Raw genomic sequence first — 15602 nt, 5'->3', positions numbered from 1 at the left:
CGAGTTCAGGTCGCCATCATGTAGACACCCGGCCCGATGGGAAGCCCCATCAACAGCCACAACATCAGGAATGCCGACCACGCCAGCAGGAAGGACACCGACAATGGCAACATCGTTGCCATCAGAGTCCCCAGCCCCATATCCGACTTGTAGCGCTGCATGTACACCAGTGCCACGGAAAAATAGGGGCTCATTGGTGAGATGATGTTGGTACTCGAGTCGCCGATACGGAACATCGCCAGCACAAATGCCGGATCAAAATCGATCATCATCAGCATCGGCACGAACACCGGGGCCATCAGCGCCCACTGTGCCGAACCGCTGGTCATGAACACGTTCAGTACGGCACTCATCACGATGAAGGCTGCTACCAGCGGCAAGCCGGTAAACCCGGTGCTCTGCAGAATATTGGAGCCTTCAATGGCAATGAACTGCCCCAACTCCGACCACTTGAAGTAAGCGATGAATTGAGCAATGGCAAAGAACAGTACCAACGTCGGCGCCAGCTCACCTGCGGCTTCCGCCATGCGCTCGGGAACATCCCGGGCCTGGGTAATACGCCCGGTGCAGAGCCCGTAGGTCAAGCCAATGGCCACGAAGTAGCCGAACATCAGCGGTACCAGTGATTTGAGGAACGGTGATGGAATCAGGCCTCCATCGGCATTACGTAGCGGAGAGGCTTCGGGCAGCACGGCCATCACCACCACCGCAACATACGCCACAGTCACCAGGCCAACCCGTTTGAGACCACGCCGCTCATCAGCACTCAAGGTATGGTGTTCAACGTGCACAAGAGTCAGCTTGTCCATGGGCAGGGTGCGATTGAGGCGCGGCTCGACAATACGATCAATGACCAGCGTCCCCACCAGTGCCAGTACGAAGACCGAGCAAGCCACGAAGTAATAATTGTCTACCGGTGATACATAGGCGTCGGGATCGACCAGACGTGCGGCCTCAGTGGTGATCCCCGAGAACAACGCATCACCGACGGTGACGAAGAGGCTCGCATCGAAGCCGGCCCCGGCGGCGGCATAGGCAGCGGCAGCGCCGGCAATCGGGTGACGGCCGACCGACTGGTAGATCATCGCCACCAGCGGGATCAGGATCAGATAGTTGGCATCGGAGGCGATGCTGCCGCAGATCCCGGCGAGGAAGACGATAAAGGTCAGCAGCGCCGGAGGCGCCTTGGCCACCGACACCTGCATCAGGGTAGCCAGCAGCCCGACCTTATCGGCAAGACCGATGCCGAACATCACCACCAGTATCAGCCCCAGTGGGGGAAAGTTGATGAAGTTGCTGACCACATTGGTCAATATGAACTCGATCCCGTTGCCGGACAGCAGGCTTTTGACCGCCACCTCCGCGCCCGTTTCAGGATTGACGGCGGTAACACCGAACGCGGACAGCAGCGCAGAAACAGCGATCACCAATCCCGCCAGTATCACGAATAGCACAAAGGGGTGTGGCAACTTGTTGCCGACACGCTCGATCAAGGAAAGAACAGCTTGCATGGGTGGACCCTCTTGTCTTGTTCTATGGGGTTGTTGAATTCAGCGAAAAGTCAGCTTCAACGCGCTTTCATCAGCGACTCACACAGTGCAACGAAGGTACCCGCCGCCACCGGCAGAATGTCGTCGTTGAAGTCATAGTGCTCGTTGTGCAGGTAAGCTCCGTGCTCACCGTTGCCCACGAAGAAGAAGCAACCCGGCACCTGCTGCAGGTAGAAGGCGAAGTCCTCTGCCCCCATGGTTGGCATGTAATCGATCTTCTCGATACGTGGACTGACGCCGTACTCGCGTGCGATATCCAACACCCGCTGGGACCACTCGGCGTCATTCACCAGGGGTGGGACATGCTGCAGATGCTCGATGGCGAACTCAGCGCCATGAGCGGAGCAGATACCACCGACCAGCGCCTCCAGATTGCCGGCCAGAGCATCTCGCGCCTCGCTGCTGTCACTGCGGATATTGACCAGCAGCTCAGCGGTGCCAGGAATGACATTGGCCGCATCCCCAGCGTGAAACGACGCCACGGTAATCACACCGGCACGCAACGGCGACTTGTGACGACCGACCAGGCCCTGCACCTGCTGCACAACACAAGCACCGATGTAGATGGGGTCCAGTGCCAGATGCGGCATCGCCGCATGTCCCGAGCGACCGCGAATAGTCACCTTCCAGGTATCATTGCCGCCCATCGCCGACCCCGGCTTGACGAACAGCATTCCGGTTTCGAAGCCGGGACGGTTGTGATAGCCAAAGATGGCGTCTACCCGCGGCGAGTCCAGAACTCCCGCCTGTACCATCTTCTCCGCGCCATTGCCCCCTTCCTCCGCAGGCTGGAACAGCAGCTTGAGATGGCCTCCCAGTGAGTCACGGCGCTCGATGATCGCTTCGGCAGCCAACATCAGGGCAGCAGTATGGCCATCATGACCACAGGCATGCATACGTCCTTCATGCTCGGACCGCCAGGCACGCTGATTGGCTTCAACGATCGGCAGGGCATCCATATCGGCACGCAAGGCAATCACTGGCCCCGGACGTCCAGTATCCAGCTCCGCCATCACCCCGGTGTCGGCGATACCGCGGGTAACGTGATAGCCCAACGCCTCCAGACGTTCCGCCAGCAACGCTGATGTACGCCGCTCCTCGAACTTGAGCTCAGGGTGTCGGTGAAGGTCGTGGCGCAGCGCTACCGCGCGTGCAAGTTGCAGATCATTGAACATGAAACGGTCGACTCATCGGACAGAAGGTCCCATGACTATGTAAGGAGGGGGCGCCGTAAAGAAGGTTCGAAACGGTCATATTTGTTGCCTTTCAGGCAACGGTGTGGCAAATCAGCGCGTCGCCTTGCCGCGACGCTTGTTCCTGTGGCTCCACAGCGTTACGCTCATGCCCCAGGAAACACTGCCTGAATGCCCAAGTGAGCATAACGCTCGGCAATTCATCCACTGCTTCCAGATGCGCGCCCGGCGCGCCTGAACGAATGTCATGCAGGAGACAAGGATGAGCACTGAACTCTTCAACCAGCTCGAACAGAAAGTCACTAGTGCCGTCGAGGCGCTGGAATTGCTGAAGATGGAAGCCGAGGAGCTGCGCGAGGAAAATGCTCGCCTCAAGCAGGAGCGCGAGGATTGGGAACGTCGCCTGACGTCATTGCTCGGCAAACTCGACGATATCGATGGCGGTCAGCAGCAGGCAGCATCCCAGCCCGCTCAGTCGATGTAAGCCAGGCCACTGCAGTGTCGGCAACCCGTCGACACTTTGCTGGAAAGTCTCCGGACCAGTGCAACAGGTCCGGAATTTCCATTGGCTGCAAACAAGAAGGGGCTCCTGTCGGAGCCCCTTCTTGTTGTCGTGATCAGCGCTGGCCTGCACTCACTCATTACTGACGCTGCTATCCATTACGGGCGCTACTATCCATTACGGGCGCTACTATCCAGATCAAGCGACATCAGACAGGCGTCCTCGCGTTCCACCGAGTCAGGTGCGGGAGGGTAGTAGCCCTTGCGGATACCGTCCTGCGCAAAGCCGGCAGCACGATACAGAACGATCGCCGCGTTGTTGCCGGCACGCACTTCCAGCAACAGGCGTTCGAGTTGTCGCTCTCGCGCGGTACTGATTACCTGCGCCAGCAAACGCCCGGCAATGCCCTGGCGTCGCGCGTCGGCGGCAACCAGAACAGCCTCCAATTCGCCATCGAAGGCCTGTATCGCCAATAGCGCGTAGCCGAGTATTCGGCCATATTCGTCCACAGCGCCGAATACCTGATGCCTGGAACTGGCCAACGCCCTGGCCAAAGTGGTCGGCATTGATACCGGTATGGGCTGGGCCTCCTCGAGCGCCAGCAGAGCCTCCAGATCATCAGGCCCCAGCGCCACCAGCTCAGTCACCTTGCCCAACCTCACCAAGCCACTGACGACGCCACTCAACGGCATGTGGCCAAAGCGCTCGTTTGGCGCCACTGCCGGACAGCAATTCCAGCAACCCGGGCCCTTGCCATACCGGCATTTCCAGCGTTTGACTATGGCCGTTATCATCGACATCGACGACTGTTTGCAATGCTTCATCATCACCGAAGATCAACAACCGTTCCGGCTCCCAGCCTCGCCGCCTACGACCAGCAACGAATGCCTTGAGCCCCTGGCGCGCTTCCGCACGCGGCTGATGCACCGGCAACCCCTCTTCCAGTGGCCAACGCAGCGACTCAAAACTCGGGCTTTGCTCTACTTGCACGCCAGCGGCGCGCAGAATATTCAGCAACAAGCGCTGTCCCACAGCATCCAGAGGTTGAGGCTGAGCCATCAGCAGCAGCCAGCGACCATCCAGGCAACAGACCTGGCAGTCGAAACGCAACGGCTCAGACGCCTCGCTGGCGACTTCCTGAAGCGCGCTATCCGGATCCGCAACTTCTCCTCCGCGCTCTGATGGCTCCTCGGGAGCAATATCTCCCAACAGCGCGCGTGCCTTGCGCTGCCCACGCCCAACCTGCACCGCTGGCTCGGCAGGTGCCGCATCCCCGTGTGAGGAAGGTTGTGACGAAGGTTCTACCTGCGGCGGGGGCACAGCCTGCGCCGCATCTTCCAGCAGCGCATGCAGATTCTCGGCTCCCGCTCTGGGCCTGGCTGACTCAGGGCTTTCCAGTTCAGGCCAGTCACAGACCGACGTCTGCAGCGCGTTGGGCAGCTGGTAGCGTGACTCCCAGCTGGTCAGTCCCATCGCATTCAGGTAGGCCCGCCGCGTTGGCTCAGGAGTCGACAACGGAGTGGCGCGCGGTTCGCTCGGCGATACCACTCTAGTGCCCACCGCCCATGCAGCCAGGCGAATCGGGACGGGGGGCACCACGCGACGCCCATTCCTGCGGAGTGTAGAGATGCAGTGCCAGCGCATGAACAGGGCCTGAAAGCTCGTCAGCCAACAGCGCATAGATCTGCTGGTGGCGCTTGACCGGCATCAATCCGACAAAGCGCTCCGACACCAGCGTCACCTTGAAGTGGGTCTCGGAATTCGGCGGCACATTGTGCATGTGGCTCTCGTTCTCGACCACCAACTCGGTGGGCTCCAGCGCCTTGAGTTTATCTTCGATGGTCGCCTGTATACTCATACTGGTTCTCGAAAAAGTAGTGGCTCGATTGGCCATGGATCAACGACCCATGGATCGTACAGGATTCATGAACAAGAACAGCTTTTGCTCCCCTACCATTGTACGCTCTTGCACAGTTTTCTACGATGCTCGCGCCGAACGCGCCTCGACATGGGCACGTCCAGCACGACCGACACGAATGATACTGATGCACAGCGCCAGCAGCGTGGTCGCGGCTCCCAACCACAGCGCCTGCTGCACGCCGGCACCCGCCGCGAGACACAGGCCAACCAGCGCGACTCCCAACGACTGACCGACCGTACGCGTGGTACTCATCACTCCAGATGCATTGGCACTGCGCGCAAGCGGCACGCTAGTCATCAATTCTCGATTATTGGGCGGCTGGAACAGTCCGAAGCCGGCCCCACACAGCGCCGTCCGCCACATACTATCCAGCACTCCGGCATCTGCCGGCAGCAGCGCCAGGCTAATCAGTCCGAGCAGCAACAGCACCAGTCCTGTCGTCGCCACCAGCGCCGGATTGAAACGATCAGCGAGGCGACCGGCAAGCGGCCCGACCAGCATGATAGTCAACGGCCAGGGGGTGAATAGCCAGGCAGTATGCAGCGCCGAGTAACCCATCTCCTGCTGGTAAAGAAAGGATAGCGCCACGAACGTCAGCCCCTGACCGATGAAGGCAGTCCCCTGGGTGCCAACAGCAAGGCGAAAGCGTGACTCCCGAAACACGCCAAGTGGCAACAAGGGGTGACTCGCGCGACGCTGCCGCCAGACGAAGCCCAGCAGAGCGACACCCGTCAGCATACCCCAGGCCAATAGTTCCAGCGCCGAAGCCTGATGACCAACAGCATCCATGGCCATGAACAGACCACCGAGCATCAACATCGAAAAAATCGCACCGAAGGAATCAAAACTGCCTTCGCGAGACACCTCTCGCGGTAGAGCTCGCCAGGCCATGACCACTGCCGCCACACCCAGCGGCAGATTCAGAGCAAACAGCCATGGCCAGTTGGCGACCGACAGCACCAGACCGCCAATCGATGGGCCCGCCGCATAGCCACCCGCGACCACCAATGACGATAACCCCAGCGCACTTCCCAGCAAGCGTGAGGGGAAGATCATGCGATACAGCGATGGACCAATCGAGAGCGTCGCCGCAGCGCCTACACCCTGCAGAGCCCGAAACACCAGCAGCGTCTCGAAATTGGGTGACAATGCACTGCCCAGGGCACCAAGCGTGAAGAGGCCAATGCCGAAGACATAGACCTTGCGTCGACTCAACAGCTCACTGGCCGCAGCAAATACCAGTAGCATGGCAGCACACACCACCTGAAACAGGTTGGTGATCCAGATAGCTCTGGATGGGGAGATATCGAGGTCACGCGCCATCGATGGCAGCGCGATATTGATCATGGTGGTATCGACGACCGCCATCAGAGTGCCAAGCACCAGGGCGATCACCGCTAGACGACGTTCTGGTCCAGGCAGACCATCGTCACCTTCACGATCCGAGAACAGACGACTCATGGATCGAATCCATCACAGAGGACATGACGACAAGCTTCGAGCAACGAAGCTCTTGAGAGCAGAAGAGCCCTGATTCAAGACAAGGCCAAAGGGCCCCGGGACCAGCAACCGACAGCTCAAGATGTCAGAATGGTAGTGCTGGTCGCATAGGCCCACTGCTCTATAGCGCAGCGGGCGGCGCAATCCCACGGTGATCAGTCCTGCTCGAGATCCACCAGCAGCTCATCATCCACTTCGGAGATTTCCAGCGCAGCTTCATTTTCGAGGTCGATTGCCAGGTAGCTGTGTTCGACCTGCAGGAAGCGTTCGAACAATGCCCAGTCGACCGTTTCCGGCCACTGGCGCTCGTCTTCTTCCCAGGCACGTAGTTCACTTTCCAGCACATCGAGGAAGCGCTCGCGAACGAAGGCATCCAGAGCTTCCCGTGTATCCATCTCGGGAATCAAGTAGACGGTGCTTTCGCGCTCGACATCAGCAAGGGTGAGGTCATCATCGCCTACCGTCGGTTCAAGCGCATTGATCCAGTCAACAAAATGCTGGGTCGGCCTGACGCTCAGGGCGGAGCGGTTGAGCAGTTTCATCACGGTCTCCTCGACGTCGAAACGCAGCCATTATGTGCGCTCTGTCGCTCCCTTACCAGCGCTTATCTGCCGGATGATCGCCAGCGGCACAACACCGCCAGCCATCAAGGTGTCACTCGGCAAGTCTACGGATCCAACTACTCGACAACTTGCTCAGCAAGCTACTCGGCAACTTCAGGGCGCATGGCCGGGAACAGCAATACATCACGGATCGACGGACTGTCGGTGAACAGCATCACCAGCCGGTCGATACCAATACCCTCACCCGCTGTCGGCGGCAGCCCCACTTCCAGCGCACGGACATAGTCCGCATCGTAATACATGGCTTCCAGGTCACCCGCATCCTTCTCTGCCGCCTGGGCACGGAAACGCTCGGCCTGATCCTCGGCATCGTTGAGCTCGGAGAAGCCATTGGCGATCTCGCGTCCACCGACGAAGAACTCGAAGCGGTCGGTAACGAAAGGGTTGGCATCGTTGCGCCGTGCCAGCGGACTGACCTCGGCGGGATACTCGGTGATGAACGTCGGTTGATCCAGCTTTGCTTCCGCCACTTCCTCGAAGATTTCAGTCTGCAGCTTGCCGAGGCCCCAACCATCCTTGACCTGAATACCCAGACGAGTCGCCAACGCACGGGCCGCATCGAGATCATCAATATCCGCTGCACTGATGCCCTCACCATGGGCAAGAATCGCCTCACGAATGGTCATGCGTACGAACGGCTGGCCCAGGTCATAGCTCGATCCCTGATAGTTCAGCATCGTCGTGCCAAGCACCTTCTCGGCGATCTCGCGCAGCATCTGCTCAGTCAGATCCATCAACTCCTGATAGTCGACATAGGCCCAGTAGAACTCGACCATGGTGAACTCGGGATTATGGCGCGTGGACAGACCTTCATTGCGGAAGTTGCGGTTGATCTCGAATACCCGCTCGAAACCACCCACCACCAGGCGCTTGAGATACAGCTCCGGTGCAATGCGCAGATACATGTCGATATCCAGCGCATTATGGTGGGTAACGAACGGACGCGCGGTGGCACCGCCGGGAATCTGTTGCAGCATCGGCGTCTCGACTTCCATGAAGCCGCGGTCCTCGAAGAAGCGACGCATGGTGCTGATGATCGCGGCGCGAGTCTCGAACACACGACGCGAGTCCGGATTCATGATCAGGTCGACATAACGCTGACGGTAACGCGCTTCCATGTCGGTCAGGCCATGGAACTTGTCAGGCAACGGACGCAGGCTCTTGGTCAGCAGCTGCGCCTCCAGCATCATCACGTACAGGTCGCCCTTGCCGGACTTGTGCACTGGGCCACGGCCCGCGACGATATCGCCGATATCCCAGCCCTTGATGTCTTCCAATACCTGCTCCGGAAGCCCCTTCTTGTCGACGTACAGCTGAATCTGATCGCTGACGTCCTGAATCACGATGAAGGGGCCGCGCTTGCGCATTACCCGGCCAGCCACAGCGGCTTCGCGCCCAAGCGCTTCCAGCTCTTCCTTGTCCTTGTCGCCCAACTCAGCCTGCAATTCTGCGGCAAGGCTATCGCGACGGAAATCATTGGGGAATACGCTGCCACCCTGATCGGCAACCTGCTGACGACGGGCAGCCAGTTTGGCACGACGCTCGGCGATCAGGCGGTTTTCTTCCTGGGCGGCATCAGCGGTAGTGGGAATATCCTGGTTGGCCATGGCCAGTGTCCTGTATCAGAAGTTGTCTCGTATCGCGGGCGAGAACGGCGGGAATCACTGTAGCCTCGCGCACGAGCGTGCGCCGAGGCTACAGCCTGCCACGAGTATTGTCTTAAAGCCCCTGCTTCAAGCTGGCGACAATGAAATCGTCGAGGTCTCCGTCGAGCACCTTGTCGCAGTTGCTGGATTGCACGGAAGTACGCAGGTCCTTGATGCGCTGGTCATCCAGCACGTATGAGCGAATCTGGCTACCCCAGCCGATGTCCGCCTTGGCATCCTCGGCTTCCTGCTTGGCAGCGTTACGCTTCTGCATTTCCACTTCCCACAGCTTTGCCTTCAACTGTTTCATGGCAAAGTCGCGGTTGGCATGCTGACTGCGCTGGCTCTGGCACGATACCACTACACCACTTGGCTCGTGGGTAATCCGCACCGCCGAGTCGGTGGTGTTGACGTGCTGACCACCGGCACCGCTGGAGCGGTAGGTATCGACACGCAGATCGGCCGGGTTGATCTCGACCTCGAAGCTGTCATCAATTTCCGGAGACAGGAACACCGAGGCAAAAGAGGTATGGCGACGCCCACCGGAGTCGAAGGGACTCTTGCGTACCAGACGGTGGACCCCGGTCTCGGTGCGCAGCCAACCGAAGGCGTAGTCCCCCTGAATGTGTACAGAGGCGGACTTGATACCCGCGACTTCACCTGCCGACAACTCGGTGATCTCGCTCTTGAAACCGTGGCTCTCGGCCCAGCGCAGATACATGCGCAACAGCATGTTGGCCCAGTCTTGAGCCTCGGTACCACCTGAGCCTGCCTGGATATCGAGATAGGCGTTATTCTCGTCCATCTCACCGGAGAACATGCGCCGAAACTCAAGCTTCTCGAGGTTGGCCTTGAGAGAGTCAAGCTCGCGCTGGACTTCGCCGACCGTGTCCTCATCGTCCTCCATTTCTGCCAGCTCGAGCAGATCGCGGCTATCGCCCAATCCCTGATCAAGCTCATCAATGGTCGCGACGATCAACTCCAGTGACGCACGTTCCTTGCCCAGTTTCTGGGCATAATCCGGGTCATTCCAGACGCCCGGATCCTCAAGCTCGCGTGTGACTTCCTCTAGCCGGTCTTTCTTCTCGGCATAGTCAAAGATACCCCCTCAGGACGTCTGTCCGTTCAGACAGGTCCTTGATGAGGTTATGAATCGGGTTGGTTTCCAACATGGAGTTCGCCTATTTCCATCGGAACAAGCCACAGGGACAAGCCACAGGGCAATGAACAGGGCATGACAGCACGGCCAGCAACGTGGCACGACACTTCTCATAAACCCTGAAAAAAGGGCAGATATTGTAGCCAATTAGTCGAGCGACGTCATCCAGGCCAGCGCAGAACAGGTCCAGCAGGTGATCATCGACGAAACGCAATGCGCTATGAAAATTTTCGTCTGGACAGACTTGCTGCCGGGGCGCGATGGTCTAGAGCGTCGATTTCATCCAAATGGAACTGCGCAGGCACAACCCCCCGCGCTGTCGGGTAGCGCTCTGCACAACAATAATCTCCAACGTGCAAGGAAGTGACAACGATGCCTCAACCACTCAACATCTGGTTGCGCCGTACGGCGCTCGTCTCCGCCATCAGCCTCTCTGGTCTCGCTGTGATGCCCGCCGCGATGGCCGCCACCCTGGATATCGGTGTCACCGGCGAACTGGCGTCTTTCGATACCTCGAAGGTCTCTGGTGGTATCTGGGAGTCGCAGGTGCTGATGGATGTCTACGAGGGACTGGTAAAGGAAGCACCGGATGGTGAAATCCTACCGGGTATGGCAGCCAGTTGGGACGTTTCCGAAGACGGCCGGACCTACACCTTCCACTTGCGTGAGGACGCCCATTGGTCTGACGGTGAACCGGTCACCGCCGCCGATTTCGTGTTCGGCTGGCGTCACCTACTCGACCCGAAGAGCGCCTCGAAATATGCCTATCAGCTCTACCCTGTGGTCAATGGCGAAGCCGTCAATACCGGCGATAAGCCACTCGAGGAACTCGGCGTTGAAGCCATCGATCCACAGACTTTCGTCGTCCACCTCAATGCCCCGACTCCCTACTTCATACAGCAACTAAGCCATTACACTACTTACCCTCAGCCACTGCATAGCTGGGAAGAATTCGGTCAGGAGTACGTCGACCTCGATAATATCGTCACCAACGGCGCTTTCACTCCGGTCCAGTGGGTATCCCAATCTCGCATCACGGTAGAGAAGAACCCCGAGTACTATGATGCCGAAGAGGTCGCCCTCGATGGCGTGCGCTACCACACCATCGAAGATCGCAACGCAGGTGTCTCGCGCTTCCGTGCTGGCGAGCTGGATATCATGCGCGAGTACTCCTCCAGCATGTACTCGCTGCTCAAGGAACAGATTCCCGATGCCACGCACATGGCCCCCTACCTCGGCAGTTACTACTACGTTCTGAATCACCGCGATGGTCACCCCACCACCGATGCCAGAGTGCGTGAGGCGCTGAGCATGGCAGTGCGTCGCGACGTCATCTCAGAGCAGATTCTGCAAGGCACCTTCCTGCCGTCTCGTTCCTTCGTGCCCGACGGCATCGCCGACTATGACGTGCAGACACTGACCTTCAGCGATGCCGATGGCAACGACATCACCGATGACATGGATGCACGCATGCAGCGCGCCCGGGAACTGATGGAGGCCGTGGGATACAACCAGGACAATCCCCTGCGGTTGCGACTGCGCTACAACACCACCGATGAGCACAAGAAGATCGCCATCGCGATCTCATCAATGTGGCGCCCGTTGGGAGTCGAGGTGGAACTGGTCAATTCCGAGGCTACCGTGCACTACCAGACCATTGCCCAGGGGGACTTTGACGTCGCCCGTGCAGGCTGGATCGCCGACTACAACGATGCAGAGAACTTCCTGGCGCTGCTGCGCACCGGTGCCGGCAACAATTACGGTGCCTACTCCAGCCCCGAGTTCGATACGCTCTACAATGAGGCTGCCGTCACCATGGACCCGGAGGAGCGTCAGGCCCTGATGGAGCAGGCCGAAGCCACCGCCCTCGGCGACAATGCACTGATCCCGATGCTTTACTACGTATCACGCAACCTGGTGAACCCGGCGCTCTCCGGCTGGGATGACAATATCGAGGATGACCATCCGTCGCGCTGGATCTCCATCGACGAGTAATCTCGCGCGCATCAGCACCGGGACCGCCCGGTGCCGATGCTCCAGCCCGGAGGAATGGTCACATGTCACCTGCAGATGTAGTCCGCAGCCTTGCGCTGGCGACCCTGTTGGGCTCCAGCTCCAACGCGATCTCAGCCACACTACAGATCGGTAACGGTGCCGAACCTGGTACCCTGGACCCTCAGAAAGTCAGCGGCAACTGGGAAACCCGCATCACCCGCACTCTGTTCGACCGACTCATCAACTACGCGCCGGATGGCAGCCTGGAACCCGGTCTAGCCGAGCGCTGGGATATCTCAGCAGACGGTCTCCGCTACACCTTCCACCTGCGCGACGCCCACTGGTCAGATGGAGAACCGATCACCGCCAGCGATGCCGTCTTCGCTCTGCGCCGCGTACTGGCCCCAGGCACCGCCAACCACAATGCCAATCTCTACTACCCGATTGTCGGCGCACATTCGATCAACGCCGGCGATGCCCCGGCCGAGAGCCTGGGTGTCAATGCGCTCGACGAGCGCACCCTGGAAATTCGCCTGACTGAGCCCACCGCCTGGTTTCTTCAGGCGCTGGCGATGAGTGAGGCGGCACCGCTGCCCGAGCACCTGCTGAATAGTGATGTCAGCGACTGGACGCGCCCTGGCGTAATGGTATCCAGTGGTCCTTTCGTACTCACTGACTGGCATCCCCAGGATCATATCGACGTCACCCGCAATCCTCACTACTACTCCGCCGACGAGGTGGCACTGGACGGCATCGTCTTCCATGCCATCGAGGACCCCGGCGCCGCCCTCAGTCGCTTCCGCACGGGAGAGCTGGATATCTCCTACTCCGGCGTCCCCTCATCGCGCTTCGAATGGGTTGAGCAGAAACTCCCTGACGCGTTACGGGTCGGGCCGTTGCTGGGCAGCTACTTCTACATGATCAACCTGCGTGACGGCACGCCGCTGGCCGACACGCGGGTACGCGAAGCGCTCAACCTTGCGCTGCGCCGCGAGGTCATCACCGATCAATTGCTGGGCATCGGTCAGACTCCCTCGTACTGGTATGTGCCTCGCGCGGTCAGCAATGCCCCGAACTCACAGCTCGATTTCGCCGATTGGTCCATGGAACGGCGCCTCGCTCGTGCCACACAGCTATTGAATGAAGCCGGCTACGGTCCACAACAGCCGCTGCAACTCAGCCTCGCTTACAACACCCTCGACGACCATCGCAAGATTGCCGTGGCGATTGCCGCGATGTGGAAGCCGCTCGGCATGGACCTGGAGCTGATCAACCGTGAGGCAGCGGTACACTTCGCCACGGTCCGCCACGCCGACTTCGAGTTGGCGCGTTACGGGCTGATCGCCACCGTCGATGATGCCCACGATTTTCTCAATGCCTATGCCGCTGGCGGGTCCGCGTCCCTCAGCACCGGCTTCAGTGACACCAGGTACGATGAGCTGGTACGGCAAAGCTCGGCCGAGCTCGACCCTCAGCGACGCAGTGAGCTGATCGGTGCGGCAGAGCAGCGCCTGCTGGACGCCAATGTGCTGTTGCCGATCTACGACTATGTCAGCGTGCACCTGGTCAGCCCGCGCGTTAAAGGCTGGCAGAGCACGCCACTTGATGTGCACCCGCTGCGCTACGTCTCCCTCGAGACAGACTACAACGCCACCCAGTAATCAAGGAGGATTCTGGTGCAATGCTGAAATACACCCTGAAACGTCTACTGCAGGCGATCCCCACGATGCTGATCGTGATCACCATCGCCTTCTTCCTGATGCGTATCGCGCCCGGCGGCCCCTTCGATGGCGAGCGTGCTCTGCCACCGGAAATCGAGGCCAACCTGATGGCCGCCTACCACCTCGATGAGCCGCTGTATCAGCAATACTTCCGCTACCTCGGCAACCTGGCCCAGGGCGACTTCGGTCCCTCCTTCAAATACAAGGATTTCACGGTCACCGAACTGATCCTGCAAGGCTTCCCGGTCAGCCTGGAGATCGGCGGCCTGGCGATACTGCTGGCACTGCTGCTGGGGTTACCACTAGGGATCATTGCAGCACTGAGACGCAACAGTAGTGTCGACTACACAGTGATGGGACTGGCACTGGCCGGTATTGCCGTGCCGAACTTTGTGATCGCCCCGCTGCTGGCGCTGGTGTTCGGCGTGCTGCTGCAGTGGTTGCCGGCCGGAGGCTGGAACGATGGAGCCCTGCCGAACAAGGTGCTGCCGGTGATTGCGCTGGCGATTCCCCAGGTGGCCTATATCGCCCGCATGATGCGCGCCAGTATGATCGAGACGCTCGGCAGCCATTATATCCGTACCGCGCGCGCCAAGGGCCTGACGGAAACCGAAGTGGTATGGCGACATGCGATGCGCCCCTCACTGCTGCCGGTTACTTCCTACCTGGGCCCGGCGATCGCCGGCATCATCACCGGCTCGGTCGTCATCGAGCAGATCTTCGGCATTCCCGGCATCGGCCGTTATTTCGTCCAGGGGGCCCTGAATCGTGACTACACACTGGTAATGGGCACCGTGGTCTTCTATGGCGCCCTGATCGTGCTGATGAACCTGATCGTTGACCTGATCTACTCCGCCCTTGATCCACAGATTCGCTACGACGACTGAGCCATGACTACCGATACCCTGAAACAGACAATGACACCTACCGGCGATAGTCTCGGCCGCGACGCGTGGCGTCGACTGTCACAGAATCGTGCCGCCATGCTCAGCCTTGCGCTGCTTGGCGTGATCACCGTGGCCTGTTTCCTCGGGCCCTTGTTGACTCCCTGGGACCTGGCGGATGTTGACTGGAACGCCTTCGGTGCGGCACCGACGCTGGAGGGCTGGCACCTGCTCGGCACCGATGCCAATGGCCGCGACCTACTGACACGTACCCTCTACGGCGGCCAGATATCCCTGTCGGTAGCGCTGGTGGCAACCTTCGTCAGCCTGGTGATTGGCGTGTTGTACGGTGCAATCTCTGGTTATGTCGGCGGACGCCTCGACAACCTGATGATGCGCTTCGTCGACATCATGTACTCGCTGCCGTTCATGTTCCTGGTGATCCTGCTGATGGTAGTGTTCGGGCGTAACATCTTCCTGATCTACGCCGCCATCGGTGCCGTCGAGTGGTTGGACATGGCACGCATCGTGCGTGGCCAGACGCTGGCCTTGAAGCAGCGCGAGTTCATCGAGGCCGCCCATGCGCTGGGGGTCAAGGATGGCAAGATCATCACCCGCCACCTGATCCCCAATGCGATTGGCCCAGTCATCGTCTATGTCACCCTGACGGTACCCAAGGTCATTCTGCTCGAGAGCTTCCTGTCCTTTCTCGGGCTCGGCGTTCAGGAACCGTTGACCAGTTGGGGAGTATTGATCTCCGAAGGAACCGAGTCCATGCAGACCGAACCCTGGATGCTGCTGGTGCCCTCGGCATTCCTTGCCGTGACCCTGTTCTGCCTTAATTTCCTTGGCGACGGATTGCGCGACGCCCTCGACCCCAGGACTCGCTGACGGCGAAACCACCAGGA

The 15602-nt window shown here is 59.7% G+C and carries 14 protein-coding genes; 5 read left to right on the top strand and 9 right to left on the bottom strand.

Going from position 1 to position 15602, the window contains the following annotated elements; genetic code table 11:
* Nucleotides 1–5: 5 nt before the first annotated feature.
* Together AR456_RS02575 and AR456_RS02570 are read right to left on the bottom strand one after the other, a co-directional pair.
* Entirely contained in the window at nucleotides 6–1511 is a 1506-nt protein-coding gene (locus tag AR456_RS02575) for an AbgT family transporter (RefSeq protein WP_021819774.1), read from the bottom strand.
* A 56-nt stretch (nucleotides 1512–1567) separates the two neighbouring features.
* Nucleotides 1568–2725, bottom strand: coding sequence for a M20 metallopeptidase family protein (locus AR456_RS02570; RefSeq protein ID WP_021819773.1), 1158 nt, complete (start codon nucleotides 2723–2725; stop codon nucleotides 1568–1570).
* Nucleotides 2726–3005: 280 nt separating this feature from the next.
* Between AR456_RS02570 and AR456_RS02565 the strand changes: the two genes are divergently transcribed.
* On the top strand, nucleotides 3006–3227 hold the full coding sequence (locus AR456_RS02565; protein ID WP_021819772.1) for a cell division protein ZapB: 222 nt from the start codon (nucleotides 3006–3008) through the stop codon (nucleotides 3225–3227).
* Between the two features lie 188 nt (nucleotides 3228–3415).
* On the opposite strand, the gene AR456_RS02560 is transcribed toward AR456_RS02565, so the two are convergent.
* The 7 genes from AR456_RS02560 to prfB all read right to left on the bottom strand — a co-directional run bounded on the left by AR456_RS02560 (nucleotide 3416) and on the right by prfB (nucleotide 10107).
* Nucleotides 3416–3892, bottom strand: a complete 477-nt coding sequence (locus AR456_RS02560; RefSeq protein ID WP_051995779.1) for a GNAT family N-acetyltransferase — start codon at nucleotides 3890–3892, stop codon at nucleotides 3416–3418.
* Complete coding sequence (locus AR456_RS02555; RefSeq protein ID WP_155829321.1) at nucleotides 3885–4844, bottom strand: hypothetical protein; 960 nt, start codon at nucleotides 4842–4844, stop codon at nucleotides 3885–3887. The genes AR456_RS02560 and AR456_RS02555 overlap by 8 nt, the downstream gene beginning before the upstream one ends.
* On the bottom strand, nucleotides 4795–5103 hold the full coding sequence (locus tag AR456_RS02550) for a BolA family protein (protein ID WP_021819769.1): 309 nt from the start codon (nucleotides 5101–5103) through the stop codon (nucleotides 4795–4797). Before AR456_RS02550 ends, AR456_RS02555 begins: the two co-directional genes overlap by 50 nt.
* A gap of 120 nt (nucleotides 5104–5223) precedes the next feature.
* Nucleotides 5224–6627: an MFS transporter gene (locus tag AR456_RS02545; protein ID WP_021819768.1), complete on the bottom strand. Its 1404-nt coding sequence runs from the start codon at nucleotides 6625–6627 to the stop codon at nucleotides 5224–5226.
* A gap of 194 nt (nucleotides 6628–6821) precedes the next feature.
* Nucleotides 6822–7208 (bottom strand): hypothetical protein, encoded by a 387-nt coding sequence (locus AR456_RS02540; protein ID WP_021819767.1) that lies wholly within the window; start codon nucleotides 7206–7208, stop codon nucleotides 6822–6824.
* A gap of 161 nt (nucleotides 7209–7369) precedes the next feature.
* Nucleotides 7370–8896 (bottom strand): lysine--tRNA ligase, encoded by a 1527-nt coding sequence (gene lysS, locus AR456_RS02535; RefSeq protein WP_021819766.1) that lies wholly within the window; start codon nucleotides 8894–8896, stop codon nucleotides 7370–7372.
* A 112-nt stretch (nucleotides 8897–9008) separates the two neighbouring features.
* Nucleotides 9009–10107 (bottom strand): peptide chain release factor 2 gene (prfB, locus tag AR456_RS02530; protein ID WP_155829319.1). Its coding sequence is split into 2 segments (ribosomal slippage): nucleotides 9009–10031 and nucleotides 10033–10107, totalling 1098 coding nucleotides; the frame shifts between segments, so codons are not numbered across the junction.
* Between the two features lie 359 nt (nucleotides 10108–10466).
* Here prfB and AR456_RS02525 point away from each other — a divergent pair.
* From AR456_RS02525 to AR456_RS02510, 4 genes are all read left to right on the top strand, one after another.
* Nucleotides 10467–12089, top strand: coding sequence for a peptide ABC transporter substrate-binding protein (locus AR456_RS02525; RefSeq protein ID WP_021819764.1), 1623 nt, complete (start codon nucleotides 10467–10469; stop codon nucleotides 12087–12089).
* Nucleotides 12090–12151: 62 nt separating this feature from the next.
* Nucleotides 12152–13750, top strand: a complete 1599-nt coding sequence (locus tag AR456_RS02520) for a peptide ABC transporter substrate-binding protein (RefSeq protein ID WP_021819763.1) — start codon at nucleotides 12152–12154, stop codon at nucleotides 13748–13750.
* A 20-nt stretch (nucleotides 13751–13770) separates the two neighbouring features.
* Nucleotides 13771–14697, top strand: coding sequence for an oligopeptide ABC transporter permease OppB (gene oppB, locus AR456_RS02515; protein ID WP_021819762.1), 927 nt, complete (start codon nucleotides 13771–13773; stop codon nucleotides 14695–14697).
* Between the two features lie 3 nt (nucleotides 14698–14700).
* On the top strand, nucleotides 14701–15585 hold the full coding sequence (locus AR456_RS02510; protein WP_031208288.1) for an ABC transporter permease: 885 nt from the start codon (nucleotides 14701–14703) through the stop codon (nucleotides 15583–15585).
* Nucleotides 15586–15602: the final 17 nt, after the last annotated feature.

The organism is Halomonas huangheensis (assembly GCF_001431725.1).
GTDB lineage: Bacteria > Pseudomonadota > Gammaproteobacteria > Pseudomonadales > Halomonadaceae > Halomonas > Halomonas huangheensis.
The sequence above is the reverse complement of the archived record's forward strand: the minus strand, read 5'-3'. Positions and strand labels throughout refer to the sequence as shown.

Coding starts and splice junctions, on each gene's coding strand:
- AR456_RS02520 (WP_021819763.1), top strand. CDS start 12,152: ATGTCACCTGCAGATGTAGTCCGCAGCCTTGCGCTGGCGACCCTGTTG.
- AR456_RS02570 (WP_021819773.1), bottom strand. CDS start 2,725: ATGTTCAATGATCTGCAACTTGCACGCGCGGTAGCGCTGCGCCACGAC.
- AR456_RS02545 (WP_021819768.1), bottom strand. CDS start 6,627: ATGAGTCGTCTGTTCTCGGATCGTGAAGGTGACGATGGTCTGCCTGGA.
- oppB (WP_021819762.1), top strand. CDS start 13,771: ATGCTGAAATACACCCTGAAACGTCTACTGCAGGCGATCCCCACGATG.
- AR456_RS02575 (WP_021819774.1), bottom strand. CDS start 1,511: ATGCAAGCTGTTCTTTCCTTGATCGAGCGTGTCGGCAACAAGTTGCCA.
- AR456_RS02540 (WP_021819767.1), bottom strand. CDS start 7,208: ATGAAACTGCTCAACCGCTCCGCCCTGAGCGTCAGGCCGACCCAGCAT.
- AR456_RS02565 (WP_021819772.1), top strand. CDS start 3,006: ATGAGCACTGAACTCTTCAACCAGCTCGAACAGAAAGTCACTAGTGCC.
- AR456_RS02550 (WP_021819769.1), bottom strand. CDS start 5,103: ATGAGTATACAGGCGACCATCGAAGATAAACTCAAGGCGCTGGAGCCC.
- lysS (WP_021819766.1), bottom strand. CDS start 8,896: ATGGCCAACCAGGATATTCCCACTACCGCTGATGCCGCCCAGGAAGAA.
- AR456_RS02525 (WP_021819764.1), top strand. CDS start 10,467: ATGCCTCAACCACTCAACATCTGGTTGCGCCGTACGGCGCTCGTCTCC.
- AR456_RS02510 (WP_031208288.1), top strand. CDS start 14,701: ATGACTACCGATACCCTGAAACAGACAATGACACCTACCGGCGATAGT.